Here is a 25,990-nt window from a genome sequence, read left to right as displayed (position 1 = left end):
GCTATGGAATCAATAAACTCACTATTTAAATGCCTGAAAATTATAACCAACAATATGAAGATTTAGAGGACAAACTTAGAATGATCGATCTGGAGGAAGATAACCTCCTCAAAAAATCAGAGATGAGCTTTCAAATGGTCCTGATTGCCATTAACCAGTTAAGGGAGGGCTTGACTAAAAACCCATTAGATTCTCAAGCTAGCGAAATCCTGTTTTTCAAGGAGATCAAACCGAAATTCGTCAGTAAGCTCATCTACCATCTTAGTGTGTTCAACATTGAAACCAACAAGCCCAATGGAGGTATCAAAGTAAGACGCAAATACTATCAGAATGAACTGGACAAACTGAAACGATATTTTGATGACAATCTGGAATTTTACCGCTATTACCGTACTCACAGCAATTACCTGGATCACAAATATTTTGTAAGGGGCAAACAGGACATAAGGTTAACGCTTGATTCTTTCTTCTTTGAAACTGACCCGAACTTCTCAACTAGCCATGATTTTAAGGTTTCCAACATCCTGGCCAATGACCTGCTCAATGTCTATTTGGAAGATGAATTGAACAAACTGGATATGAGGGACTTAAGCAATGGAAGATCACAAGGTGAACCGAAGGGGAAACTAACATGGACAGATTCCAAAGTCTCTCTTATCGAACTGATGTATGCTCTTCAGGCTCGTGGAGTGTTCAACAATGGCACTGCGGATCTGAAAGAAGTTGCAGCATTTTTTGAAGACACCTTTGGTATCGAATTGGGGCAATATCATCGCACTTTCCTCGAAATTCGCATCCGCAAGACCGGACGTACCAAGTTTCTGGACTCCCTCCATGAAAGTATCATTCGTAGAATGGATGAAGCTGATGAAAAATAGGATAAAATCTTTCCGAACTTCGGATTAGCTTGTGAATAAAACCCACTAAACGGGAACATCTTCGCTGTTCAATAAACATTTGTTAAGATATGGCAGCAGAAGTAATTACCACAGACGACCTGCGTGAGTTCAAGATCGAGCTCCTGGAAGACCTCAAAAGATTACTCAAAGAACATTCCGGTCAGCCTACAAAGAAATGGCTAAAATCCTATGAGGTCCGCAAGCTTTTGGGCATTTCGCCCGGCACTTTACAGAACCTACGGGTAAACGGCACATTACCCTTTACCAAGATCGGAGGAGTAATCTATTACGACTATGCGGACATTCAGGCGATGCTCCAGTCCAACAAGTTTCAAAACCGCTTGAGGTAAAGCACATGGCCGGGCATGAACTACATCAAGCACCTTTCCGCAGTGTTCCAGCAGATGGATGCAGATACCAGGCTCACGCCCTACCATATCAGTTTGTATATGGCCTTGTTCAGGCGATGGAACCTTAACTTTTTCAAGAACCCCATTTCTGTATCCAGGGATGAGCTGATGAGGTTGTCAAAAATTGGTTCGGTAAATACTTATACCAAGTGCTTGAAGGAGTTGGATCGTTTCGGATTTATCCGATATGAACCTTCCTACAATCCGCACCGGGGCAGCCTCATTTACCTGTACAGTTTTGATAAGGGTAGTGATACAGGTGCTGATAATGGAAGTGAAATAGCTGTGAGACCTTTTACAAACAATACAAACCCTTTAAACAGTGAAAACGCAACAAACTTGGGTGAGCGAGCAAAAAAAATGGAGACTGGTTCAAATGATTTGGAAATGAAGAAAAAAGAAAAGTTGCGGCAAAAGAAAAAAGAAGTCTCAGGCTATGGTCCAGACATCCCTCCTTTGGAAGATCATGTCAAAATCTACTTTGATGAAAAAGGCTATCCGCCCGTGGAGGCCGAGAAGTTTTACAACTACTTCCAGAGCAATGGCTGGCTGGTAGGTGGCCGCTCCAAGATGAAGGACTGGAAAGCAGCCGCCCGCAACTGGATGCTGAACGCACAAAAATTCAATGCCTATGCAAAAGATCAGCGAAACTATCAGCCAGGTCCTAAACCCGGAAACCTCCACTCAGGAACCGGCAAGGACTATGGCGAGCCACTCTAAGTCTCACTCAGAGAGTGTTCGAAGCAACGTCATCCAATTCGACAAATGCCTTGAATTCCTGGAGAAAGCAGGCAAAGCCTACATTAGTCCAAAATTCAGGATGTGGAAGGAAGACCACTTGATTATATTCAAACTTCTGGTCTACTTCTATCAGGACAAACCCAATGCTGAAAAGCACGGCATTGACTTACACAAAGGCATTTTGCTGACCGGCCCTGTCGGTTGTGGCAAAACCTCCCTGATGACCTTGCTCCGATTCATGCTTGCTCCCAAAAAACAGTACATCATCAAATCCGCTCGTGATATCACCCTGGAATTCATCCAGGACGGCTATCCTGTTATCAACAAATACTCCAAAGCAGCCTTCCAGCAAACAAGCGGAGAGCTGATCCCTAAAGCCTATTGTTTTGATGACTTGGGCGTGGAATCCAACATCAAGTATTATGGAAACGAAACCAATGTAATGGCCGAGATTCTTTTGAGCCGCTATGATATGTTCATCAGCCGCCACATGCTCACGCATGCCACGACCAACCTTTCCGCCAGTGAGATAGAGAACTGTTATGGGAATAGGGTTAGATCAAGGATGAGGGAGATGATGAATGTAATAGCTTTTGAGAAGGAGGCCAAGGACAAAAGGATATGACGTGTCCCTTAGTGGTACATGTGCAGATTTTCATGTCCCGTTTTTAATGTTTTTGTCTCATGTCCCATCACGGTACATATAACTTGTTTCATGTCCCAATTTTTGTATTTTTGTCTCACGTAATTAATAGGAATGAAGAATATCGATCCATCGAAACCACTCAATGATTTGCCTCTTCTACCTCCTCCGGTGGAAAAAGTAGAGACTATCCAAATCCTCAAACAGGAAAGTAAAGCTGCTGTTGCCCTTGCAGAGCTGAAGGGATTGGCAAGGACCTTGCCCAACCAGGGTATTTTGATCAATGCCATTGTACTCAAAGAAGCACAGGCTAGCTCAGAGGTGGAGAACATCATTACCACGCATGACAAGCTCTATCAGGCTCTGGCAGCCAAGTCGATGACAATTGATCCTTCGACCAAGGAAGTCCTACGGTACAGGGAAGCCCTGCTCTATGGTTTTGAGGAGATTAAAAAGAAAGGCTTCCTAAACACCAATGGTATTGTCCGGATTCAATCCATATTGGAAGAGAATGAGGCCGGAATTAGACAACTACCTGGTACTTCCCTAAAAAACGATCTGACGGGTAAAACCATCTATACACCACCGGACGATAAAGAAACAATAGTCAGACTGATGAAAAATCTGGAAGACTTTATCAATGATGAACCCGATAGAATGTCTCCCCTGATCAGGATGGCCATACAACACTACCAGTTTGAGAGCATCCATCCATTCTATGATGGAAATGGCCGGACGGGAAGGATTATCAACGTGCTTTACCTCATCCTTCACAACCTGTTGGAAATACCCATGCTATATCTCAGTGGCTACATAATAGGCCACAAAGGAGCTTATTACAAATTGCTACAGGAGGTGAGGACTAAAGACAATTGGGAAGGTTGGATATTGTTTATGCTCAAGGCAATTGAGGATACTGCGACTAAGGCTATTTCCCAGATCCACGGGATCAACAGCATCTTCAATGAGATCCAGGATAAGGTAAAAAATGAAGCCCCGAAAATTTACTCGAAAGACTTGATCGAACAATTGTTTGTTCATCCCTATACCAAAATAGAATATATCTCCAATGGGCTGGGCGTAGAAAGAAAAGCCGCTTCCAGGTACTTAAAGACTTTGGAATCCATTGGAATCCTAAAACTCGAACCTATCGGGAAAGAGAATATTTTCATCAACCAGCAATTGTACCAACTACTGAAGCAAAGTTAGACCATGGCCAAAGCTCGAAAATCCATACCCCAAAAAACGAAATCTCTATTACAACAAGAGGTTAATTCCCAGTGCCCAATCTGTGATGATCAGAATGTGGATCATTTTGAAATTCATCATATTGACGAAAATCCCGAAAACAATTCCCCTGACAACCTTTTGATGCTTTGCCCGATTTGCCATTCCAAGATTACAAAAGGTGATATAAGTGAGGAGGAGGTCAAACAAATCAAGACCTATCTTATGATTAAAGCTAAAGGCAAATCCAGTGCAAAGTCATCAAATACCATCAACATCAAAGGCAATGTGTCCAACTCCACGGTAGCCAATTCGATCAGTGCACAGACCATTGTTTATAAATCCCGAAGCAAACCGAAAATGGAATTCGCTGATGGTGCCATTGGTAAAAAAGCGGAATTGAAAAACTATGTGAAGCATCTGATTGATCGATATAACGAATACAAGGAAGGAGATGTTGGCAAATCCAAAATGAATTATGCTGCCATTTGGGGCATCATCAAAAAGGAATTTAAAGCCAGTGCCTACCAAGTCCCAGAAGTCCAGTTTGAGGCTCTTTGTTCCTTCCTTCAGTATCGCATAGACAACACAAAACAAGGCAGGATCAACAGAGGGAAAGGCTTTAAGAACTATTCAACATTTGATGAAATCTATGGTGGAGAGTAAGCAGAGCAACCTTGATTGGCTGAAAAAAAGATACCCAATTCGGCCTAAAAAGTGGCATACTGAAAAGGTTCTCAGAATAAATGAAATTGAGAACTATAGGTTCTATTCTCGGAATTCAACAAAGACTTACAGAGGAATCATTAGTCCGCTAGATATAAAAGGTATCCAGTACGCCTATGCTTATAACGATGGGACTGATATTACATGGATTGACTTACTGAATAATTTGAAAAGGTTTAAGGATATTCGTCATTCAAACATGACTCATGAAGAGTTGATCGAGCACGCCCAAAGTGATTACAACGAATCCAGAACGGTTTCAAAGTTTGGCTCTCTTTATTTTACTACCACCGGTCAGCACAGAATGGCTTTGTGCAAATTTCTCGATTTGGAAAAAGTTACAGTCCACATTAACGAGTATACGTTTAATCAAGAAAAATTTAATACATATAATGCTAGAAAGAAATTCGTAAAAAGGCTGTTAGATAGAGGTCTAATTTCTGAGAAATTATCAGAATCAGAAATAATGAGTTTTGAACACGCCATAAGCCTGAATATCCATGGAGTTTTCATCATGATGGGAGACCAAGTATTTGATGGGCTTATAAACCTTTACGATGGCCTTGGCACGAACAAAGTATTAATCACTTTTGAATCCTTGATTTATGGTAAGCCTTCTACTTTCAATAATGATGTCAGAAGCCAATCTGATTTACTTCAATTCAAGTACTTTTTAAGAAAGTGTAAAGCGGAATTACTGAGTGATGTCTAACATACATCATGATCTCCTTCAAAGAGAAGCGAATTAAGGTCAATCCCTTACTGAAGATAGTCCTTCCCCACACTCCTGTGCCTCCAGCCTGCTCATTCCGCTGCGCTGCACTCACAAGCTTCCAGCACCGCACAGCAAGAGTAGCCCGCTATTGCATTCCGCTTCGCTCCATTCCATACCGTGCCACACTTGCTTTTTTCCAACCCTGACCCCACGCAGGAAAAGCGGTGTTCGTCTTCCGCCCTCGGCATAGCATCATGCCAGGCCACCACAGCCTATTTTTTGAAAGGGTCTATTTTCTTAAGGTCAAAAAATAAGCTGTGTTGCCTTACAGGTCTCCGCTGAAGCTCCGAGCCTGTCATGCTGCTTGCATCTCGGTTGTCATCCTCACGGCAGCCTACTCTGTCTTTTTAGCCCTGCCAGTCGTCCCTTTGTGGCATAGCTAAAAATCCACCGGCTGCCAGTGTTTTTGCTCGCCTGCGGGTCGCTGCGGGCTGCGGGACTGTCATGCTTTTTGCAACAACCCAACGGTATCCTTGCACACAGGCAATAGCTTATACCTTTCCCGATGCTCAAAGCAAAAAATCACGCCAGCCCTTGTGTAGTTCCGTTTCATTCCGGGCTTTTGTGGAGGATAAAATTACAAAAGCCCTGCATTTCACTTCACACATAGCAAGCCCCCGCAGTTCGTACCTCACTGCTTTCCGGTCTAGCCCCCTTGCTCCACTCGCAGGCGGCTCGCAAGCCTCCGATCGTTCCTCTCTACGGCTGGCTTGGCCGTTCGTCCATTACGCTGCGCTCCACAGCCTCCGTCCAGCCGTTTTGGTTTTCCTGCGTTCCCGCACTAAATTCAATTTCCACAGCTAACAATATTGATAATTTATGAATTGTAGAACCAGAAAAAGAAAGAACTCAACCGAAAATTTTATATTCAACCCGTTAACTACTTAAAACTTCTTAATGGTCAACACAAACAAGGCTGTTGTGGGGCATTGGATGACAAATACTACATCTTTTCGTATAGACCCAGGGGTGATTATGACGCTCAATCGAAATACTTTTTTGTCGGTACTCATTGTGCCAATGAATTTCTAGATATTATCAAACACGACCCACTTCCTCTTTTTAATCCTTTAATACATGAGCAGGGGAATCACTCTCCAGGCAACAGTAATTCTTCCGGATCCAAGGACAAAGCATTAATACATCCCTTCAATCGGGAGCTACTTACTGCTACTAATATGCTCTGTATTTCATGGAATATTATTCCTGAGACTCGCTTGGAAAGCTTTATCAGTTTTACACGAAGAAGACCAGATAACCCTAATTACAACGGCATAGAGATGTTTAATAGGATTGTGGCAAAAGATGCCAGAAAAAGAACCCTCAGAAAAATGATCGATGAATTAAGAGAAACCAATGACCTGAAGGAAATGAGATTTGACTTACTAAACCAACATCTTGACATGAATGGGATCGAAAATCATATTGGTTGACGAAACCGAACAAAAACAAAGAGTGCAGCTAATTTAGGCGGGCCCCGCAAGGCCAACCCTGATCAAGACCATCAAGGTCAAGCCCTCCGGGTTTTTGAAAAAATCTCCACCCTCTGGGTAGTATTTTTCCAAAAAACCTTGACTGCCCTGTCCATGCCCACCTGGCAAAAGGCTTTCTCTTTTCTTTTTTTCCCTTTTTTCTTTTCTCTTTTGAAATGTGTGCGAAGCGGAGCGAGCAAAACTTTAAATGCTCATATTATGCACACTTTTCAGATCAAAACTTATCGAAAAAACTCCACCAGCTCTAAGCCTCATTTCTTCATTCTTTCCAAAGGACTGAATGCGGGAAAGCCGCTCGAAACCCCTTGTCCCAATTGCTTCACCATCAACACAGAATCGGAGGAGGCACGGAACTTTTATTTCTGGCTCTCTTACGGTCTTTGGCAGGCACAGGCGTTTATGCCACACCTGACCGGTTCTGTTGTCCCATTCATCAGGATAGGTGATGCCAGAGCGGTATTGCTGGCAGGGCAGGAAAAGGCCTTGAAAGACCGTAGGAAGTACCTAAAGTCATTGTCACTCCTTCAGGACTTTGAGAAGAAAGCTAAGATCCTGCAAAAGCAGGTAGAGCTTGTGAAGCAGGTAAAGAGAGCCATCATGTTTCAGATACTCCTGAAATGAAAAAAGGCCCCATGAGGAGGCCTTTTCAGTGAGAGGAACACAAACTTTCCCGACTTTGCGGGAATCACATCCCCTTCGGAGGTGGATGTTTTCTTTTGAACCGTTGGAATAGCACCTTTAGCAGAATGGACACGGTAAAGCTCACTACCGCTCCAACAGCAGCTAATACACAGGTGTGGAGGATATCCCCGGAGCTGATATTCACCAGGACACTCAGCAACGTGCCTCCGGCAGTTCCTGCCTTCGTGCCTCCTCCACTTACCAGGTTAGCCATCTTTCCTGTCCGCTTTTGCACCATCCTCTACAGTCACCTGACTGACTGCAGTCAGTACCGTCCCACCTACGGTGAGATAGCCGCCCAGGGCAACTATTCCGGCCGGTAAACTGATTGGTGCTGCCAACAGAGCGCCACCAGCTGCCGCTAGTGCCAAACCCACGTTTCGGAGCACTTTGAAAAACTTGGGTGTTGGGGCTTTCGCCCTTTCTATGATCGTCATACGCTTTTTGCTTTTTGAATATTGAGAAATACATTTTCGCCTCTTTCCATGGCCTCAAACACAAGTGTTTTCAGCCTGGAATCGGCAGTTTTGGAATCCGTCCCTTTACCTGGACCGATGACCTTTGAAACCGGGGCTATACAGCCCTTCAGTTCCTTCAGGGCGTCATTGGCAGGGTGAAAAAGGATGCCGCTTCTATTGGGTACATTTTTCACCAGCAAATGCCAGCCCCGTTTATCGGTGTATCGCTTTACAAGCTCATACCTCCCTTCCGGGATGCTCGATACCATCCGCTGGTTTTCCCTCCAGGGAAGCTCGATGGTGGAGCAGACCAGCTGCTCACCATCACGGAGCTTTCCGTTGGTTCCCTCCGGATAATAGCTTCTTGTGAGAATCAATTCCATCCGAACCAAAATTAGGTTTGCTGAACTGCAGGAGCACCATCAATAGCCACCAACGCCAGGGCGTTGTAGGAGCCGTTTTTTAGTGGGTAGAAGCTACCGTTCACTTCCTGATAGAACTCCACACCAAAAACCAGCATTAGTGCCTTGGTACTGTTTGCAGGCAAACCATTGGACAGGTTCACCGCAGCTTCCGCCTGTGGCCCGATTTCAATCTCTCCACTTTCAGAAGCAACCAGGGTGAAGTCATCGGCCTCAAAATCAATCTCCACCGCAGCAGATACAAATTTCAGGTGCGTAGCACCTTGAGGCGCAGCAATGGTATTTTGGGGAACAAAGCCCGGCACATTGACTACAGCTTCACCAGTAGCTCTGTCAATACTTGCGTCAAATGGCACATATATTGTAGCTCCCAGACGGCCATTTGCATTGAATTCAAAGCCCTGCAAAAGCTCCAGCTCACCATCGAGAACGTTCCGTTCTCCACGGGCACTGGTTGCATCCGCTTTGATCACCTTCACCATTTCTTTGGTCAGTCTGGAGGTCAACCGACTGTCAGAGGTACGCAGAAGTAGCGGCCTAAAGGCCGTTCTCAAAGTCCGTCCGGCTGCACCGGCACGGCCAAACTCAGCACCGTTTTCACGGGTACGCTGAAAAGCCGGATCATTCTGGATCCGGTCTTTGTCCACCCCACCCTTTTCCCGGGCCAGGTAGCCATCTTTCGTTTTGTAAAAGGACATGTCACCGACTTTGCCCTTCAACTTGATAATCCCAGCTTGTCTTGCCATATCATTTGAATTTTGATTTGTTGCTTCGTTGCAACTCTTCGAAAATCCGATAATTACGAAGGGCAGACAAAAAACAGGTTCCGGTTAGGAACATTGAATACCGTTTATTCCGAATGGTTCAAAATGAACTGCCAATGGCATTCCGTATATTTACAGTACACCAAAAGCATACATGAAGTATAGATAAAGTATGATCGAAACCAAACGAGCCTGTATTTATCCAAAAGACGTGCAGCGGATCACTGGCAAGAGTGAACGATACGGCAGGAAGCTCCTTAACAGGATTAGGGAGGAGCTTGCTAAAGAGTCACACCAGTTCGTGAGCGTAAACGAATTTTGCGAATTCACTGGCCTTGCACCGTCCATTGTAGAGCGCTACATCACCGATTGACCTTGCCAGATGAAGGCAGTCAAACGGCACTAAAATCTATCGCCAGTTACCAATAAAATTTAGCACTTTTTGCCACGATTTGAACCCAAAAAGCGGGCTTTTTTGTATATTTACAAAGGTTTCGGAGTTCACCAAATGCACTCAAACCAGTTCGAATAAATTGAGAACTGAACGGTGAACCCGCTGAAATTACGTTTTGTAACTTACTGATACATAAAGATTTGCACGGGGTGGTTGTAATCCTGTCACCCCGACTTATTTCATTTAATACATCGCCTCAACTTGGTAGATACAGTAAGGTGTCAGAACCTTTGGAGGTGGATTTTCTAAAATTTTCGTTAGCACTCAAAGAGGTCAATTGACCTCTTTTTTGCTTTTAACTTTTTTGACCAGTAATTTCCAAAAGTTTTCACGCTTTTCATGGACCTGATTATTATCACCTAGAAGAAAACCGTATGGTGCCAAAGCAGGAATTCTTTCAAAAGTTATTTTTAATATACCTACCATAGGAATAAACAAAATCATTCCTGAGACACCCCAAATATAGGCCCCGATCAAAATGGCCAATATCACTGCAAAAGCATTGACTCTTACTTTGGCACCTACTACAAACGGTGTGATAAGATTGTTTTCAATAAGCTGGATCAGCCAAAGCAAAAACAGAGTAGCCAAAGGATAAAAAATAGTATCCGTCGTCAAAAGCACATATAAAACCACTAATAAAGAACTGAATATCACTCCTACATAGGGAATCAAATTCATCACAGCAATAAAAACAGCGAAAAGCATAAAATATTTGATTCCCAATAAATAAAAGGCAAAACCACTGATCAGACTCACAATCCCTGTTACCATGAGCATCCCCAATAAATAAGATTGGATCACTGAACCCGATTCTTTGATCCAATTCAAGATTGAAGTATTCCCATCCTTTGATCTTCTTTTTAAAAACTCCATGAAAAAATCCTTGTAAAACAGCATTAGGAAAATAAATAAAGGAATCACCCCTAGCAATACCAAGGACCTTCCCGTTTCAAAAATCGCCGATTCCACATTTTGTTTTTTTAAAAGGTCGTCAGTTGAAAGAAATCCGTCTGTTCCAAGCCCAAAATAATTTCTGAATTCCCCTAAGTATATATTCACTTTAGTTTCAAATGCCAATTTAATTTCGGGAATATCTGAGATAAGGCCCAAAACCTGATCGGTCAGAAAATATAAAACCGTAATTACCAAAGAGGTGACCAAAACAAGGGTCAGCGTAATTGCCAATCCCCTTGGAAAACGTCTTTCCTCCAGCCAATTCGAAATGGGATAAAGCGCAAATGAAAAAAACACTCCCCAAACCAATGGAATGATGATCACAGAACCCATTTTAAGTATCAAAACAGCCAAAACAAAAATTATCATTGAATAAGCTGTTTTTTGAATTCTGTTTAAAGATGTTGACATGGATGATTTTTTTTATTTCAATTTAATAAGGGAATTTCAATTTTCCATTTAGAAATCTTTTTATCTGTATTTATATTCCCTAACCTCCGGATTTCCATTTTTAACAATTGATTTTCTTTCTGCAAAATCATGTCCTGATCAAAACAAATTTCTACCATTTAACAATATTGGAATGAGTCACATTCCTATTTGAATATCTTTGCAAGTCTTGTTTTTCACAAAAAGAATAATTCTATGAAGAAAAAATATTTGTTGATTTTTGCAATTGTGTCCGTAATGGGCCCACAGGTTAATGCACAGTCATTGAATGGGTTCACAAAAGATTCCGGACCAAAACAATTAGAACTTGAAAGGGAGTTTAAAAATACCGTGGATTTCAGCAGGTTCAAAACCCATCTGACTGAAATAACTTCTGTTCCTCATGTGGCGGGTTCGGTGGCAAATGAAAAGGTCAAGGATTACATGGTTGAATCGATGAAAGCTGCAGGTTGGGATGTAGCTGTATACCCCTATGACCTTTACATGTCCAAAGAACCTGGGGAATCATTGATTGAATTGGTCACACCGATTCGTCAACCTTTAAACCAACAGGAATATATCTTAAAAGAAGATCCTTTTTCTTCCCACCCTGATCTGTGGAAAGGCTGGAATGCCTATTCCGGTAGTGGTGATGTGACCGCAGAGGTAGTATATGCCAACTATGGAACCAAAGCTGATTTCGAAAAATTAATTGAATTGGGAGTAGATATTAAAGGAAAAATAGTACTGGCAAGATACGGTGGGAATTTCAGGGGATACAAAGCGAAATTTGCTGAGCAGTACGGTGCGGCCGGACTTTTGATTTTTACTGATCCTGGAGATTCAGGTTACGCCCGAGGTCTTGTTTATCCAAATGGCACATCTTTTAGCGAAAGCTCAATTCAAAGAGGGTCGTTGTTGACGGTCGATTGGACCGGAGATCCCCTTACACCTTTTGAACCTGCGCTTCCTTTGGATGGGAAAACCAAAATTAAAAGACTAAGCCCCGATGAAGTAGGATTGCATACTATCCCCGTCACTCCTTTTTTCTTATGGTTCAGCAAAAGAAATTCTTGGGAAAATGGAAGGCAAACCAGTTCCTTCAGGTTGGCAGGGCGGTCTTCCTTTTACTTACAGGCTTGAAGGTGGCAAAGACCTCACGGTAAGACTGATGGTAAAACAGGAAAAAGGATACGTCCGTGCAAATAACGTAGTAGGTACTTTAAAGGGAGAAACCCATCCTGATGAATGGATCATTTTGGGTTGTCATTATGATGCATGGAGTTTTGGATCAACAGATCCCAATTCGGGAACAGCCATGTTACTCAGCCTTGCAGAGACTCTAGGAAAAATGGCCAAAGATGGAAAAAAACCTGCAAGATCTATTTTAATTGCGCATTGGGATGCAGAGGAACATGGGGTAATTGGTTCTACTGAATGGGTCGAACAGTTTAGAAATGAATTGGGGGCCAAAGCAGTTGCTTATATTAATTTGGATGCAGCAGTTGGTGGAAGAAATTTTGGAACCTCCTCTTCTCCAACATTGAAAAGATCCATCATGGATGCCGCCAAAGAAGTCGCCTATCCTGACTCAGCCAAAACTGTTTATGATGTCTGGGCGAAAGGTAATGAAGAACCAAGTATTGGGAATTTAGGTGGCGGTTCTGACCACATAGCCTTCTATATGCATATAGGAGTCCCTTCAATGAGTGGTGGTGCAGGAGGCCCTTCCTTATACCATACCAATTATGACAACCTAACCTATTATGAGAAATTTGCTGATCCGAGCTTCAAAATGGGCGGGACAGTAGAACAAGTGATTGGCATATTGAGTCTAAGATTGGCGAATGCTGAAATCATACCTTATCATGTTAGTCGTTATGCGCAAGACCTTCAAGCACATTTTGAAGGAGCAGAAAAAGATGTTAAAGTCTACCATAAAGAATTTTCAGGTTTTGAGAAATCCAAAAACTCAATCACCGCATTGAAAAAAAGTGCAGAGGCATTGGATAGTAAAATCGCTGAAGTGCTGGCTTCAAACCTGAACGATTCCAAAAAACTGAATGCCATCAATAAAAGCCTGATGTCTTTGGAAAAGAGCTTTATTGATCCAAAGGGAATGTATTTTGGGAATTGGTACCGTTCTCTTTACGCTTCATCAGATCCTTTCAGTGGTTATGCATCTTGGATCCTTCCTGGGATCAAATATGAAACAGAAATGAAATCAACAGAAAGACTTACCGAGTGGGATAAGCGCTACAGCAAAGCCATCAATGACCTTAAGTCTAAGATTGATGGATTGATGGGGATGCTTTGATTTAGGGGGATTTTGATGTTTGGGAAATTAATCTTAAGACACAAGACTTAAGACACAAGACATAAGATTGAAGACATAGGATTGAAGACTAAAATATGCCGGTTTTATCTGAAAGGATTGACTTCAATCTCTAACCTCTTGAGATTTACTTAAATAACTTTGGTGACCACTGTTAAAAATAATTTTCCAAAAAAAACCGGCAAGAAGCCGGTTTTTTTATTCAACCACTTTTTTTGTCCCTTTGTACAATTCAAATTTCAATAGCCTGCAATCTATCGTGCCGTTGTAGAATTCAATTTTTCTGGAAGCTCTTAAACCTACTTTTTTTGCTAAAGATGGATTTCCTGAAAATATATAACCGGTGTATCCTTCACATTTTTGTTTCAGAAAATCCCCAATCCTTTTGTAGGTCAACCCCAATTCTTCCTCCTCTCCTAACCTCTCGCCATATTCAGGATTGAAAACCACAATGCCATTTTCTGATTCCGGGATAGTTGTATCTTCAAAATCACAGACTTCAAATTCTATGAGTTCTTCCATTTCTGCATAGCCTGCATTTTCTTTACTGAATAAAACCGCTTGCTCGCTGATATCACTGGCAATCACCCGCAAGTCAGGTTTTTCCTTGATTTTTTTCTCCAATTGTTCTTTTTGATCCGTGTAGTATGATTCCTCATAACCCAAAATATGCATAAATGCATAACGCTCTCTGTAAAGTCCCGGATATCGGTCAGTTGCAATCATGACCGCTTCAATGGCTAAAGTGCCCGATCCGCACATGGGATTCACAAAAGGACTTTCTCTGTCCCAATCTGTAGCATAAATGGTTGCTGCAGCCAAAGCTTCCAACAAAGGTGCTTTCCCGGGAATCTTTCGGTAACCATGCTTTGCCAGAGTTTCGCCCGATGTATTGATATATAAGCTGGCTTGGGTTTCTTTCCAGAATAACTGAAAAACCGCACCCTCCAATTCAGATCCAGAATTGGGTCTTATGCCCGACTTTTCCCTGAATCTGTCTACAATCGCATCTTTTACTCTGACATTGACAAACAAAGGATTGTCTACACTTTGATTGTCTACATGCGAAATCACAGAAAAATAAGCGTCCTGAGAAATATATTCCTCCCAAGGAATGGCTTTTATCCTCCTATATATATCGTCAGCATGGTGGAGGTAGAATGATTTGATTTCAAAAAGTACATGGCTTGCAGTTCGTAAATGCAGATTCAAAAAAATACATTCCTTGAGAGAAGCATATAATTCAATGGAAGTTCGCTCTATTTTGACCGGTTTGAATCCCAGGTCCAACAGTTCCATTTCTACATAGGATGCAAATCTATCTTTGAAAGTAACAACTACTTTCCCTTTTTGGCTAAAATCTATCATGTTACAAAAGTAGGAATAAAGACCGAATCACTTCCGAAAATTAATCAGATTGGTCTTCTTCTACTATTCTGACTGTTTCATTGAGAAATGGACTGACCAAGAAATAACCAAGAACCTCTCCTTTACCGCTTTTCAGTCGGATATTGGATTGGGGATTTTGAGGTGGAGATGAAAAAAGACCTCCATCATTAAACAATAAATCCACCAATTGACTGATATAATCAAATGCATCCCGGTTCATTCTGTACAATTCCAATCGGATACGGTCATTTAATTTAAATGGAATTCCCGACAATTCGAATCCCTGATCCAGGATTGAAGTTCCAAATGTATCGTCAAACAGCAGGTAATCAAGTCTGCTGTTCATAAGGGTGTCGTTTTTGATGATTCTGATCCGGTAATTGTTTTCTTCAACAAAAGGAATTTTACCGTAAACAGTCAGATAATAACCCTCTTCCCTAAAAAATCTTTCTTCTTTAAATTCATAGGTGATGCTGTCCAAAATCGGTGGCTCAAGCATGGTACCCCTAGAAACATATTCTTTATCGCCGATTTTTACATTCAGTTCATATTGTTCGCCGATTACTCCCGTAACATTGTTCAAAGCCAGATATCTGTTTGCCTGCTCTGAAAATCTAAATTCCACTATCTTGCCTGAGGTTAGGCTTGTAATAGAGACTTCGGCATCTTCCACAACCTGATTGGGTTCTTCATCATAGTAATCTTTTGAAAGTAAGATTCTGACCTGATTAACATTTGGATTATTAGTCCAAATTGCTTCGATAGCTGGAATTGGTTCCAATTGCTTTAATTCAAGAACTACCTCCTCCTGACAGGATGAAAGGAATACCAGGAAAAAGAAGTAAAAGATTATATTTCTCATCAGAATTTAAAGTTATATGTTAGTGCAGGTAAAAAAGTAAATAAATACGTCATGACTACACCCGGTCTTTTGGAAATAATCTCTTCACCTGAATCCGGGTCAAAGTTTATGTCTTCGTTCACGATATCCGTAAACTGGAACGTAAATGGATTTTTTCTACCGTATAAATTATACACACTGAAATTCCAGCTTCCTCTCCATTTTCTTCCTTTATCCACCCCTTTCCAAGTTACGGACATATCCATTCGGTGGTAATCCGGAAATCTTTCACTGTTTCTTTGGGGCCCGTAAAGTGGAAGGACTTGTGTATCCACTTCATAAGTACCTACAGGAAAGGATACCGCCTGACCTGTAGTATATACAAAGGTCATGGCTGCTGACCATCTTTTTGAAAATTCATGATTGAGTACCAAATTGATATCATGAGGTCTGTCAAATCTTGGATTATACCAATTATCCTGGCTTATACCTTCAATTTTTCTCCATGTCCTTGAATAAGTATAACCCAACCACCCGGTGGTTTTTCCAAAGTTTTTTCTGACCAAAAATTCAAAACCATAGGCATACCCCACTCCCGTCAGCAACTCAGTCTCTACATTGTCTGTAAACAAAACGCTTGCACCTTGCCTTAAATCCACCACATTTTTAAAATCCCGGTAATAAGATTCAAAGGAAACTTCCCACCTATCCATCCCGAAATTCTTAAATAAACCTGCAGAATATTGATCTCCTCTAAGAGGTTCGATATATGTTCCAGCAGGAACCCATCTATCAATAGGCAGACCCGCAGAACTATTGGTGGCAATCTGAACAAACTGATGGTTTCTGTTGAATGAAGCTTTAAAAGAAAGATTGTTTTTGATCAAATATCTTAAAGAAACTCTTGGTTCCAGTCTATGAAACACTTTGCCACTTTCAAATCTTCCCAAATTTAAGGTATCGGTGATAGTAACATCCGGAGTTGGAATTCCACCTTCATATTGATAGACAACTCCCTTTCCGACTTCCTGATAAAGGGTATACCTCAGGCCGGCTTCAATTTTCATTTTGTTACCCAAATCGGTAGTACCCGAAACAAAGAAGTTATTTTGAAACCCATTGCGTGGGTTGGTATTGATATCAGTAAGGTTGCTTTCGGGAGCCAAAGTAAGGTTGATCGGGCTAAAATGATAAAACTGCGAATGGTATCCTGCTTTAATCACTGAATTATTTGGTTTTAACCAAGACCATTCAAGTCTCGCACCTGTCTCTGAAATGGTGCTTTGCCAATCAAACCCGTTATTTTCATCATCAAAAAGTATCTGATACTGATAGCGGCTATTGTAAACGTTCAAATCAAAAAAGGTATCTTCACTTATATTTCTAGACCAATTGAGGGATGATACAAAATTATTCCAACCAATTCCAAACTGTCTTGAAATTCCCAAAAAATCGGAACCGTAATAGGATGAAAACGACAAAATATCTTTGTCACTCAATTTGAAGGTGGCTTTTCCGCTCAGGTCATAAAAATAAAGTTGATTGCTATTGATGTTTTCATTATTGGACAACCTCAAGAACAAATCTGCATAAGTTCTTCTTCCTGAAATTATAAATGAAGACTTGTCGGAAAGAAGAGGTCCATCCAAGGTAAATCTGGAACTTATGGTTCCAATCCCTCCCTCTCCTTCTAATTTTTGAAAATTTCCGTCTCTCATAGAAACATCCACAACAGAGGAAATCCTACCCCCCAATTCAGCAGGTATATTTCCTTTATAAAATTCCACCCCACTCAGTGCATCTGGATTGAATACTGAAAAAAATCCGAAAAAATGGGAAGGATTATACACCGGTGCCCCATCCAATTGAATAAGATTTTGATCTGCGGATCCACCACGGACAAAAAGACCTGTAGTACCTTCTCCTGCAGTCTGCACTCCGGGAAGCAATTGCAGACTTCTCAAAAGATCTACTTCACCAAATAATGCCGGGATATTTTTAATGGTTTCAATGGAAACCACAGATTTGCCCATTTCAGTACCTAAAATATTCAAATCAGGACTCCTATCTCTGATAATGATTTCTTCCAAAGACAAATCCTCGGGTTTTAGAAAAAACCTGAGGGGTTTTTCAATATCCTTTTCTGTGATTATTCTGATTGAAGGAGTAAATCCAATAAATGAAATAACCAATTTGGAGGGTAAATCACCAACACCAATAGAAAAATTTCCATCAAGATCCGAAACGACCCCTTTACTTGGTTCCGATTCCCAATATATATTAGCTCCGGGAAGTGGGGTGCCTGCATCTGTTTCAAAGACAATCCCGGTTATCATTTTATCATTTTGGGCATTTGCCGAAAAAATATTTAGGATGCAAAACGATGCATACAAAAGCGTCAAAAACTTCATTGATCTATAATTGTTTGGGATGATAACGGCAAAACTCCTTTTGGTGTTGAAAATTATACCAATAAAATCTAATTCCTTTTCTTTTCATATATATTTTATAATTTCAGGCCATGATTTGGGCATATCCTGATTTGAATTTGATAATTATCCTGGCTTTCCTGTTTGGACTGCTGTATTTTATTTACCTATTTCGTTTTTATTTAATCAATAAAAAACTGGAAGTAAAAAAGCACAGGCTGTTTTTTAAAATATTATTGAGGTTTTCTTACTTCTTTCTGTTTTTGATTGCACTTGCGGGTCCTTCAATAGGAACTGCCCTCAAAGAAATAAAAGAGGAAGGTAAAGATATTTTCATTGCTATTGACCTTTCTCAATCGATGAACGCGACAGATATTGGTCCGAGCAGACTTCAAAGGGTTAAATATGAGCTTAAAAATTTAGTAAAGAATTTTTCAGGAGACAGGATCGGGCTTATCATATTCAGTTCAGAGGCTTTTGTTCAATGCCCCCTAACATTCGATCAAAACGTGATTCAGCTTCATCTCGATGGACTCAACACAGGCCTGGTTCCAAATCAGGGAACAGATATCAGCGCTCCACTCAACATGGCATTGGATAAATTCAGTCTGGAAAATTCTCCTGATGTCAATTCCAAATCTGTGATATTAATTTCAGATGGGGAAGATTTTGCAGAAAATTTTGGAGACCTTACGGAGAAACTCAGCGATCAGGGAGTAAAAGTTTTCACTTTGGGTGTAGGGACCGGACAAGGGAGTACAATTCCAAGGGGAAACTCCAGAATTATAGACCCAAAAACCAATCAACCTGCAATTTCAAGATTGGACTCAAATAATCTAAAACTGATTGCAAGTCAGACAGGTGGTCAGTATTTTGAACTCAGTGATGAAGTTCAGGAGATACCCGATCTGATATCGGCAATAGAGCGTCAGGAAGGTACTGTCACAGGTACCAGAATGGTAGAGGCCTCTGCCAACAAATACTTTTATTTTCTATTGATTGGATTGGGCTTGGCGTTAATAGATTTAATGCTCCCAATAAAAACCATAAACCTTTAAAATCGTGATATAAAAGATGTATCTGCTAACTAGAATTCTTCTTTTGATCATTTTAATGATTCCTGCCTCGCTGACTGAAATAAGTGAGCGGAACAAGGCCATTAAAAAAGCTGCCGATGATTATGCGAAAACTGAATACGAAGCTTCTGTTGCAAGTCATCTGATATTAAAATCAGATTATGGAATCAATCTTCCCAATTTGGATTATAATCTTGCGCTTAGCTACCATTATAATGGACAACTCGAAGAGGCACAGAGCAATTATCAGATTTTGGAAAACAGTTCAGACAAAAACCTGGCGTCTTTCGCATACAATCAGAATGGCATCATTTTAGGTGAGCAGCAAAAATATGAAGAGGCACTTGCCTCTTTCAAAATGTCTCTCATAAAAGACCCTCAAAATGAATCTGCAAGGTATAATTATGAATTGTTGAGCAGGTGGTTGGAAGAAAATCCGGATCAAAAAGATCAAAATCAGGAAGGAGAAGATGGAGAAGATCAACAAGATCAGGAGCAAGAAGATCAACAGGATCAGGATAAACAATCCCAGGATAAAAAAGATGGTGAGGGTGAAGAGCAAACAAATGAGGATGAAGCTTCAGAATCACAGAAAAAAGAAGATAAAACCGGTGAAAAATCCCAACAGGAAGAAGAATCCGAAGAACCCAGTGAACTTGAAAGTGATCTGAGCGAGAGGGAAAAAGCAATGGAAAAGATGCGTGAAAGTCTCAAGGAAATGAACCTGACTCCCGAACAGGCTGCTCAAATCCTCGAGGCCATGAATGCCGCTGAACTTAGATATATCCAACAGAATCAGAAAAAACCTACGAAAAGACCTGATAAAGGATTGCCTGATTGGTAAGAAAGGTTGTGAAATTGAAAGATTTTAAGAACTTGTCCGCCATGGTGGACAAGAATTTTACCTCTTTCCTCTCCGATCCTCAAGGCAAGCTGAGTTTCTAACTCTTGTTTCTTGGCTCTCGGTTCTTGATTCTTGGCTCTTGATTCTTGTTTCTTGGCTCTTGATTCTCGGTTCTCGGCTCTCGGCTCTTGATTCTTGTATCTCACGTCTCACGTCTCACGTCTTAAATCTCACGTCTTAAATATATAAACCCAATGAAAGAAGTATATATAGTTTCAGCAGTCCGGACCCCACTCGGGAGTTTTGGAGGAAAATTATCAGGTTTGACTGCCATCGAACTTGGAAGTGTAGCCATTAAAGGTGCGTTGAATAAGGCAGGAATTGACCCCAAAGAAGTGGAAGAGGTGATTATGGGCAATGTCATTTCCGCCAATCTTGGACAGGCACCGGCCCGGCAGGCAGCTATTGGAGCAGGAATTGGCTATGAAGTACCCTGTACTACTGTCAATAAGGTATGCTCCTCAGGTATGAAAGCCGTTATGTTTGCGGCACAATCCATCATGACAGGACAAAATGGTGTGATAGTAGCAGGTGGAATGGAAAGCATGTCAAACGTTCCATATTATGTTCCCAAGGCAAGATTTGGATACAAATATGGCAATTCAGAATTGGTTGATGGCTTGGTAAAAGATGGATTGTTTGAGGTCTATTACAAATTCCCAATGGGAAATTGTGCCGACAATACTGCCAAAGAATTGAACATTTCAAGGGAGGATCAGGATAAATATGCCATCCAATCTTACTTGAGGTCGGCCGAAGCATGGAAAGCAGGTGCATTCAAGGATGAGGTTATCCCGGTAGAAATAAAAGGTAGAAAAGGAGAATCCATCATGATCGATGAGGATGAGGAATATAAAAATGTAATGTTTGAAAAAATCTCTTCTTTAAAGCCGGTTTTTGATAAAGAAGGCACCGTAACTGCTGCAAATGCTTCTACCATGAATGATGGTGCCTCTGCTTTGATTTTGATGAGTAAGGAAAAAGTTATGGAATTGGGAGTGAAGCCAATAGCTAAAATCATAGGATTCGCAGATGCCGCCCAAGATCCTCTTTGGTTTACGACAACCCCTTCTATAGCTATTCCAAAAGCAATAAAAAATGCAGGGCTGACGGAAAGAGACGTTGATTTTTATGAAATAAATGAAGCATTTGCCGCAGTAGCTATTGCCAATCAGCGCCAATTGAACCTTGATAATGACAAACTCAATGTGTTTGGAGGTGCTGTTTCCTTGGGACATCCTCTCGGAGCTTCAGGAGCAAGGATTATCGCCACACTCTATTCTGTATTAAGCAAAAAGAATGGAAAAATAGGTGTTGCCGGTATCTGCAATGGAGGTGGTGGCGCCTCAGCCATTGTCATTGAAAAATTATAGTCGGAATTTTGAAAGAAAATCAAAATGCATTGAATTATCTCTGCATGAGTTTGATTGATTGCATAGAGAAAGCATAACCTTACTTGTAAAAGATATGCCTTCCCATCGGCTTTATTTCAAATTAAATTTATGAAAGTTTATCTTCTTTTGCTTTTAGTCTTTTTGCTGACCAATTCTCTGAGTAGTCAGACGCTTGTCAAAACCTATTATGATGAAGACAGCCTCAAGCTTAAGGAGGCGTATGAGGTCGTTAATGGGGTGCCAAATGGTGTTTACAAGCTGTTTTACGAGGAAGGAGGAATTGCGGTAATTGGTCAGTTAAAAGACGGTAAGAAATATGGCCTTTTTATCGATTACTTCCCATTTTCAGATGATACGCTGCGAATCGTCAATTATCGGGATAATTTCCGTGAAGGGCCATCAAAAAGTTTTTTCCAATCCGGAGTGGTTTCCCAAGAAGTCGAATTCTCAAAAAATGAAATATCCGGTGAAGTAATTACTTATTTTGAAAATGGTAAAATCAAACAAAAATCAAGTTTTCAAAATAATAAGCCGAATGGATGGAGCTATGTTTATGACACCGATGAAAAACTGATAGAAAAAGCTTTTTATAATTCCGGGGTAATTGATGGAGTTAAAGAGGAATATGATGAAGCAGGTAATCTGATTGCCAAATCAAATTACAAAAACGGAAAATTGGATGGAGATCAGTTTACTTATTATTCCGATGGTAAAGTAAAATCGCAGATACAATATAATATGGGGGTGCAAAATGGAAACACTCTTTATTTTCATCCAAACGGTCAAATTGCCAGGGAAGGAAAAGTTAAAAAAGGTCAACCCTATGGAACATTCAAGAGCTATTATGATACAGGTCAGCTTGAAGAACAAGGTCAATATAAAAACGGGCGGATTTCAGGGAATATCGTAACCTATTTCCCTGATGGAAAAACAAAGGAAATCGCCATCTATAATTCCTATGGAGAGCTGATAAAAATTACCGGCTATTATCAAAACGGACAAGAAGAGCGAAGAATTACTTACAGAAACGGAAAAGAAGAAGGCGATGCATTTATTTTTCATTCCAACGGAAACCCAAAAGAAGTAATGCCATATAGAATGGGCAAGGCCCACGGCGTACAGAAAATTTATAATGAATCGGGGGAATTGATTCTTGAAAGACAGTTCAAGGAAGGAAAGTTTATACAAATAATACCTGCTGATCCTGATAAAAAAAACAATAAATAAATTCTTTAAACACCTCAAAAGAGCAGTCTTTTTCTAATTTTGTCTTTCAGCTATACGAAATGGAAACCGCAATAAAAGAAACCCAGTTTAAATTTCCGGAACAAATCGGATTTTACAAAGGAAAAGTAAGGGATGTCTATATTTTTGAAAACAGCCTTGCCATTGTGGCCACTGATAGAATCTCTGCTTTTGATGTTGTATTGCCCCGACCTATTCCTTACAAAGGACAGGTCTTGAATCAGATTGCTTCCAAATTTCTTCAGGCTACTGCTGATCTTGTCCCAAATTGGGTGACTTCAACACCACATCCGAATGTGACAATTGGTAAAAAATGTGAACCATTTAAAGTTGAAATGGTAATCAGGGGATATCTTGCAGGTCACGCTGCCAGAGAATATAAAGCAGGAAAAAGAATACTATGCGGTGTTTCCCTTCCTGAGGGCTTAAAAGAAAATGATAAACTGCCGACACCGATTATTACTCCTACCACTAAGGCTTCGGAAGGCCACGATGAAGACATTTCAAAAGAAGAAATATTGGCGCAGGGAATAGTCAGTAAGGAAGACTATGAGGTATTAGAAAAATATACCCATTTGCTTTTTTCGAAAGGAAGCCAAATGGCAAGGGAAAAGGGGCTGATATTAGTGGATACAAAATATGAATTCGGTAAATTTCAAGATCAAATCCTTTTGATTGATGAAATTCATACCCCTGATTCTTCCAGATATTTCTATGCAGATAATTATGAAGCTTTACAGATGGAAGGTCTTCCTCAAAAGCAGCTTTCAAAGGAATTTGTAAGGCAATGGCTTATAGCGAACGGTTTTCAGGGAAAAGAAGGTCAGAAAGTGCCCGTTATGCCGGATAAATTTGTCAGGGAAATATCAGACAGATACATTGAACTTTACGAAAAAATTACCGGAGATGTATTTTTGAAATCTACATTTGATGATTTGCAAGAAAGTATTGAAAAAGCCATTTTAAAAAATATTTAATAAAACAGAGGATATTGCGTTTACATTTGGAGAAATTGAAAATTTGCTTCAAATTTCAAAAATCAATAAAAACCAACTCCCAAAAACTTACCGAATAAAAACGTTATGAAATATACAGTAGATAAAAAAGAACAATTTGTTGTTTTTACTCCAATGGAAGAGAAACTGGACTCAGCTTTGTCTCCAAAGCTAAAGTCTGAATTGTTGACCGTGAATGCCGAAGGTTACCATAATCTTGTTATTGACATGAGTCAGGTGAAATACGCTGACTCAAGCGGTCTGAGTGCTTTATTGGTCGGTAACAGAGAATTCAGCAGAAATGGCGGTATTTTTATAGTTGCTTCTCCGCAGGAACATGTCATGAAATTGATGAAAATATCCATGTTGGATAAGGTTTTTACTATTGTGGATTCAATTGAAGAAGCTGCAGAGGCCATTTTCATTCATGAAATTGAAGGCAAGGAACAAGAAGAAGATGATTGATTTTGGAATTTGAAGTCACTGTTTTAGGATCAAACTCTGCTATTCCGGCACATGGTAGGAACCAGACCTCACAACTCATTCAAGTTGGAGGTTCCTATATACTTTTGGATTGTGGAGAAGGAACTCAAATTCAGTTGCGCAAATTCAGACTGAAATTTTCAAGGATTGATTTCATATTTATTTCCCATCTACACGGGGATCATTTTTATGGATTAATGGGTTTGATTTCAAGTTTTCACTTGGTGAAAAGAGAAAGATTACTCACCATATTTGGCCCGAGAGGTTTGGATGAAATCATCACCGTCCAACTTAAACACAGCAATTCTAAATTGGATTTTCCGATCAGGTTTGTAAATACACATACGGACGGTAAGGAACTTATTCTTGAAGAGAAAAATTTCAGAGTTTATTCCTTTCCACTCAAACATCGGATTGCCTGTACAGGTTTTTTGATTGAGGAAAAAAGGGGGCTTTTGAATTTGGTCAAAGAGAAGCTCCTTAAGAATAAACTCAGCATTGAAGCTATCAATACGCTTCGCAGGGGCAATGATTTTCTAGACAAAAACGGGAAGGTTTTATATTCTGTTGCAGAATATACCCACCCGCAAAAAGAAGTAAGAAAATATGCCTATTGCTCTGATACCATTTATGACCCGGATTTGATACAATATATTCAGGGGGTGGATCTTTTATATCATGAAGCCACTTTTGATGATGATGAAGCAAGCAGGGCATTTTCAACTTTCCATAGTACCGCGAAGCAGGCAGCTTTGATTGCTGCATCTGCAAAAGCAAAGAAATTGTTACTGGGCCATTATTCCTCCAGATACAAGGATTTAAGTCCAATTTTGGCTCAGGCAAGGGAGGTCTTTTTGGAAAGTCATCTTAGTGAGGAGGGAGTTACTTATCCTGTGAACTCTTAACTTTTTTAAAAATCTATTCACTGTCATTCTCATATTCTATGGATAAAGTCATCAGTTCAAAGACCTTCCAGTCCAAAAAGACTAACCTATTCATCATCCTCAGTGGGATATTTCTAACCAATGCTATTCTTGCTGAAATCATTGGTGTCAAAATCTTTTCGGGAGAAAGAACCCTAGGCTTGGAACCAGCAGGATGGACAATTTTCGGTGATTATATCCTTGATTTTAATCTGACTGCCGGTGCTGTAATATGGCCTGTTGTTTTTATTACCACAGATATCATCAATGAATATTTTGGGAAGAAAGGAGTCAGAAAAATCAGTTTTATTACAGCTTTTTTTATTGCGTATGTCTTCCTGATTATAGTACTGGTCACCGGTCTTCCTCCTGCAGCATTCTGGCTAGACGTAAATACACCTGACCCAGAAGGCAATCCTTTTAATATAGATTATGCGTTTAAAGTTATATTCAGGCAAGGATTGGGAATTATCCTCGGTTCCTTGGTCGCGTTTTTATTGGGGCAGTTGATTGATGTGTATGTATTCCAAAAACTGCGCAAAGTCACAGGGCCCAAGATGATCTGGTTAAGGGCAACAGGATCAACCTTGGTTTCCCAATTTATAGATTCATTTGTTGTGCTTGGGATTGCGTTTTATGTTTTTGGAAATTGGAGTTGGGCCCAGGTCGCTTCGGTGGGGATTATCAATTATATCTATAAATTCAGTGTGGCAATTTTACTTACTCCCCTACTCTATCTTGGCCATGGTCTGATTGATAATTATCTGGGCAAAGATATTGCCGAAAAAATGACCGAAGAAGCTTCTGAAGACACTTCTTTTCTATGATTTTCACAATTTTTTACTTGTAGATGCTGTTTCTGTTTTTTGGATTGATATGCACATGTCAATTTTTGAA

The 25,990-nt window shown here is 40.5% G+C and carries 25 protein-coding genes and 1 pseudogene; 18 read left to right on the top strand and 8 right to left on the bottom strand.

The genetic code is table 11. From position 1 onward, the window contains the following. The first annotated feature begins 29 nt into the window (after positions 1–29). The 9 genes from B9A52_RS16450 (at position 30) to B9A52_RS16410 (ending at position 7,535) form a co-directional block, all read left to right on the top strand. Positions 30–878 (top strand): RteC domain-containing protein, encoded by an 849-nt coding sequence (locus B9A52_RS16450; RefSeq protein WP_084121510.1) that lies wholly within the window; start codon positions 30–32, stop codon positions 876–878. An 89-nt stretch (positions 879–967) separates the two neighbouring features. Then, complete coding sequence (locus tag B9A52_RS16445; protein ID WP_084121509.1) at positions 968–1,249, top strand: helix-turn-helix domain-containing protein; 282 nt, start codon at positions 968–970, stop codon at positions 1,247–1,249. A 15-nt stretch (positions 1,250–1,264) separates the two neighbouring features. Next, positions 1,265–2,029, top strand: coding sequence for a hypothetical protein (locus tag B9A52_RS16440; protein WP_084121508.1), 765 nt, complete (start codon positions 1,265–1,267; stop codon positions 2,027–2,029). Next, positions 2,013–2,675 carry an AAA family ATPase gene (locus B9A52_RS16435; RefSeq protein ID WP_084121507.1) on the top strand — a complete coding sequence of 221 codons (663 nt, stop codon included), beginning with the start codon at positions 2,013–2,015 and terminating at the stop codon, positions 2,673–2,675. Before B9A52_RS16440 ends, B9A52_RS16435 begins: the two co-directional genes overlap by 17 nt. A 132-nt stretch (positions 2,676–2,807) precedes the next feature. Further along, complete coding sequence (locus tag B9A52_RS16430) at positions 2,808–3,902, top strand: Fic family protein (protein WP_084121506.1); 1,095 nt, start codon at positions 2,808–2,810, stop codon at positions 3,900–3,902. A gap of 3 nt (positions 3,903–3,905) precedes the next feature. Next, a complete protein-coding gene (locus B9A52_RS16425) occupies positions 3,906–4,586 on the top strand; it encodes an HNH endonuclease signature motif containing protein (protein WP_084121505.1) in 681 nt (226 codons plus the stop codon). Continuing rightward, on the top strand, positions 4,564–5,358 hold the full coding sequence (locus B9A52_RS16420; RefSeq protein WP_084121504.1) for a hypothetical protein: 795 nt from the start codon (positions 4,564–4,566) through the stop codon (positions 5,356–5,358). The genes B9A52_RS16425 and B9A52_RS16420 overlap by 23 nt, the downstream gene beginning before the upstream one ends. A 992-nt stretch (positions 5,359–6,350) precedes the next feature. Then, positions 6,351–6,854, top strand: coding sequence for a hypothetical protein (locus tag B9A52_RS16415; protein WP_084121503.1), 504 nt, complete (start codon positions 6,351–6,353; stop codon positions 6,852–6,854). A 258-nt stretch (positions 6,855–7,112) separates the two neighbouring features. Next, entirely contained in the window at positions 7,113–7,535 is a 423-nt protein-coding gene (locus tag B9A52_RS16410; RefSeq protein WP_157370183.1) for a DUF6943 family protein, read from the top strand. A 64-nt stretch (positions 7,536–7,599) separates the two neighbouring features. On the opposite strand, the gene B9A52_RS16405 is transcribed toward B9A52_RS16410, so the two are convergent. The 5 genes from B9A52_RS16405 to B9A52_RS16380 form a co-directional block, all read right to left on the bottom strand. Next, on the bottom strand, positions 7,600–7,809 hold the full coding sequence (locus tag B9A52_RS16405) for a hypothetical protein (protein ID WP_084121501.1): 210 nt from the start codon (positions 7,807–7,809) through the stop codon (positions 7,600–7,602). Beyond that, positions 7,802–8,032, bottom strand: coding sequence for a hypothetical protein (locus tag B9A52_RS16400; protein WP_084121500.1), 231 nt, complete (start codon positions 8,030–8,032; stop codon positions 7,802–7,804). Before B9A52_RS16400 ends, B9A52_RS16405 begins: the two co-directional genes overlap by 8 nt. After that, positions 8,029–8,436, bottom strand: coding sequence for a DUF5675 family protein (locus B9A52_RS16395; protein WP_084121499.1), 408 nt, complete (start codon positions 8,434–8,436; stop codon positions 8,029–8,031). Before B9A52_RS16395 ends, B9A52_RS16400 begins: the two co-directional genes overlap by 4 nt. Before the next feature lie 11 nt (positions 8,437–8,447). Next, a complete protein-coding gene (locus B9A52_RS16390) occupies positions 8,448–9,221 on the bottom strand; it encodes a hypothetical protein (protein ID WP_084121498.1) in 774 nt (257 codons plus the stop codon). A gap of 745 nt (positions 9,222–9,966) precedes the next feature. Beyond that, positions 9,967–11,061: an AI-2E family transporter gene (locus B9A52_RS16380; RefSeq protein WP_084121497.1), complete on the bottom strand. Its 1,095-nt coding sequence runs from the start codon at positions 11,059–11,061 to the stop codon at positions 9,967–9,969. A 234-nt stretch (positions 11,062–11,295) separates the two neighbouring features. Here B9A52_RS16380 and B9A52_RS16375 point away from each other — a divergent pair. Further along, a pseudogene (locus B9A52_RS16375) lies at positions 11,296–13,396 on the top strand (M28 family peptidase). Between the two features lie 216 nt (positions 13,397–13,612). Here B9A52_RS16375 and B9A52_RS16370 read toward each other — a convergent pair. The 3 genes from B9A52_RS16370 to B9A52_RS16360 are packed head-to-tail and all read right to left on the bottom strand — an operon-like array spanning position 13,613 to position 18,055. Next, positions 13,613–14,782 carry a THUMP domain-containing class I SAM-dependent RNA methyltransferase gene (locus B9A52_RS16370; protein WP_084121496.1) on the bottom strand — a complete coding sequence of 390 codons (1,170 nt, stop codon included), beginning with the start codon at positions 14,780–14,782 and terminating at the stop codon, positions 13,613–13,615. A gap of 40 nt (positions 14,783–14,822) precedes the next feature. Further along, on the bottom strand, positions 14,823–15,665 hold the full coding sequence (locus B9A52_RS16365; protein WP_084121495.1) for a DUF4249 family protein: 843 nt from the start codon (positions 15,663–15,665) through the stop codon (positions 14,823–14,825). Beyond that, entirely contained in the window at positions 15,665–18,055 is a 2,391-nt protein-coding gene (locus tag B9A52_RS16360; protein WP_084121494.1) for a TonB-dependent receptor, read from the bottom strand. Before B9A52_RS16360 ends, B9A52_RS16365 begins: the two co-directional genes overlap by 1 nt. A 110-nt stretch (positions 18,056–18,165) precedes the next feature. Between B9A52_RS16360 and B9A52_RS16355 the strand changes: the two genes are divergently transcribed. The 8 genes from B9A52_RS16355 (at position 18,166) to B9A52_RS16315 (ending at position 25,920) form a co-directional block, all read left to right on the top strand. Then, entirely contained in the window at positions 18,166–19,131 is a 966-nt protein-coding gene (locus B9A52_RS16355; RefSeq protein WP_084121493.1) for a vWA domain-containing protein, read from the top strand. A 16-nt stretch (positions 19,132–19,147) separates the two neighbouring features. Further along, positions 19,148–19,993, top strand: a complete 846-nt coding sequence (locus B9A52_RS16350; protein ID WP_084121492.1) for a hypothetical protein — start codon at positions 19,148–19,150, stop codon at positions 19,991–19,993. Between the two features lie 254 nt (positions 19,994–20,247). After that, a complete protein-coding gene (locus tag B9A52_RS16340) occupies positions 20,248–21,426 on the top strand; it encodes an acetyl-CoA C-acyltransferase (RefSeq protein ID WP_084121490.1) in 1,179 nt (392 codons plus the stop codon). A gap of 129 nt (positions 21,427–21,555) precedes the next feature. Next, entirely contained in the window at positions 21,556–22,674 is a 1,119-nt protein-coding gene (locus tag B9A52_RS16335) for a toxin-antitoxin system YwqK family antitoxin (protein WP_084121489.1), read from the top strand. A gap of 59 nt (positions 22,675–22,733) precedes the next feature. Further along, the gene (locus tag B9A52_RS16330) at positions 22,734–23,669 is read left to right on the top strand and encodes a phosphoribosylaminoimidazolesuccinocarboxamide synthase (protein WP_084121488.1); all 936 of its coding nucleotides are present in this window, start codon (positions 22,734–22,736) and stop codon (positions 23,667–23,669) included. A gap of 105 nt (positions 23,670–23,774) precedes the next feature. Further along, entirely contained in the window at positions 23,775–24,152 is a 378-nt protein-coding gene (locus tag B9A52_RS16325; protein WP_084121487.1) for an STAS domain-containing protein, read from the top strand. Between the two features lie 2 nt (positions 24,153–24,154). After that, positions 24,155–25,075, top strand: coding sequence for a ribonuclease Z (locus B9A52_RS16320; RefSeq protein WP_084123559.1), 921 nt, complete (start codon positions 24,155–24,157; stop codon positions 25,073–25,075). A 38-nt stretch (positions 25,076–25,113) separates the two neighbouring features. After that, positions 25,114–25,920 carry a queuosine precursor transporter gene (locus B9A52_RS16315; RefSeq protein ID WP_084121486.1) on the top strand — a complete coding sequence of 269 codons (807 nt, stop codon included), beginning with the start codon at positions 25,114–25,116 and terminating at the stop codon, positions 25,918–25,920. Positions 25,921–25,990 lie beyond the last annotated feature (70 nt).

The organism is Aquiflexum balticum DSM 16537 (assembly GCF_900176595.1).
Lineage (GTDB): Bacteria > Bacteroidota > Bacteroidia > Cytophagales > Cyclobacteriaceae > Aquiflexum > Aquiflexum balticum.
This window is presented reverse-complemented; position numbering and strand designations above follow the sequence as displayed.

Bases quoted from the DNA above. Each gene is read 5' to 3' on its own strand.
- B9A52_RS16450 (WP_084121510.1), top strand. From the start codon at position 30: ATGCCTGAAAATTATAACCAACAATATGAAGATTTAGAGGACAAACTT.
- B9A52_RS16445 (WP_084121509.1), top strand. From the start codon at position 968: ATGGCAGCAGAAGTAATTACCACAGACGACCTGCGTGAGTTCAAGATC.
- B9A52_RS16440 (WP_084121508.1), top strand. From the start codon at position 1,265: ATGAACTACATCAAGCACCTTTCCGCAGTGTTCCAGCAGATGGATGCA.
- B9A52_RS16435 (WP_084121507.1), top strand. From the start codon at position 2,013: ATGGCGAGCCACTCTAAGTCTCACTCAGAGAGTGTTCGAAGCAACGTC.
- B9A52_RS16430 (WP_084121506.1), top strand. From the start codon at position 2,808: ATGAAGAATATCGATCCATCGAAACCACTCAATGATTTGCCTCTTCTA.
- B9A52_RS16425 (WP_084121505.1), top strand. From the start codon at position 3,906: ATGGCCAAAGCTCGAAAATCCATACCCCAAAAAACGAAATCTCTATTA.
- B9A52_RS16420 (WP_084121504.1), top strand. From the start codon at position 4,564: ATGAAATCTATGGTGGAGAGTAAGCAGAGCAACCTTGATTGGCTGAAA.
- B9A52_RS16410 (WP_157370183.1), top strand. From the start codon at position 7,113: ATGCACACTTTTCAGATCAAAACTTATCGAAAAAACTCCACCAGCTCT.
- B9A52_RS16405 (WP_084121501.1), bottom strand. From the start codon at position 7,809: ATGGCTAACCTGGTAAGTGGAGGAGGCACGAAGGCAGGAACTGCCGGA.
- B9A52_RS16400 (WP_084121500.1), bottom strand. From the start codon at position 8,032: ATGACGATCATAGAAAGGGCGAAAGCCCCAACACCCAAGTTTTTCAAA.
- B9A52_RS16395 (WP_084121499.1), bottom strand. From the start codon at position 8,436: ATGGAATTGATTCTCACAAGAAGCTATTATCCGGAGGGAACCAACGGA.
- B9A52_RS16390 (WP_084121498.1), bottom strand. From the start codon at position 9,221: ATGGCAAGACAAGCTGGGATTATCAAGTTGAAGGGCAAAGTCGGTGAC.
- B9A52_RS16380 (WP_084121497.1), bottom strand. From the start codon at position 11,061: ATGTCAACATCTTTAAACAGAATTCAAAAAACAGCTTATTCAATGATA.
- B9A52_RS16370 (WP_084121496.1), bottom strand. From the start codon at position 14,782: ATGATAGATTTTAGCCAAAAAGGGAAAGTAGTTGTTACTTTCAAAGAT.
- B9A52_RS16365 (WP_084121495.1), bottom strand. From the start codon at position 15,665: ATGAGAAATATAATCTTTTACTTCTTTTTCCTGGTATTCCTTTCATCC.
- B9A52_RS16360 (WP_084121494.1), bottom strand. From the start codon at position 18,055: ATGAAGTTTTTGACGCTTTTGTATGCATCGTTTTGCATCCTAAATATT.
- B9A52_RS16355 (WP_084121493.1), top strand. From the start codon at position 18,166: ATGATTTGGGCATATCCTGATTTGAATTTGATAATTATCCTGGCTTTC.
- B9A52_RS16350 (WP_084121492.1), top strand. From the start codon at position 19,148: ATGTATCTGCTAACTAGAATTCTTCTTTTGATCATTTTAATGATTCCT.
- B9A52_RS16340 (WP_084121490.1), top strand. From the start codon at position 20,248: ATGAAAGAAGTATATATAGTTTCAGCAGTCCGGACCCCACTCGGGAGT.
- B9A52_RS16335 (WP_084121489.1), top strand. From the start codon at position 21,556: ATGAAAGTTTATCTTCTTTTGCTTTTAGTCTTTTTGCTGACCAATTCT.
- B9A52_RS16330 (WP_084121488.1), top strand. From the start codon at position 22,734: ATGGAAACCGCAATAAAAGAAACCCAGTTTAAATTTCCGGAACAAATC.
- B9A52_RS16325 (WP_084121487.1), top strand. From the start codon at position 23,775: ATGAAATATACAGTAGATAAAAAAGAACAATTTGTTGTTTTTACTCCA.
- B9A52_RS16315 (WP_084121486.1), top strand. From the start codon at position 25,114: ATGGATAAAGTCATCAGTTCAAAGACCTTCCAGTCCAAAAAGACTAAC.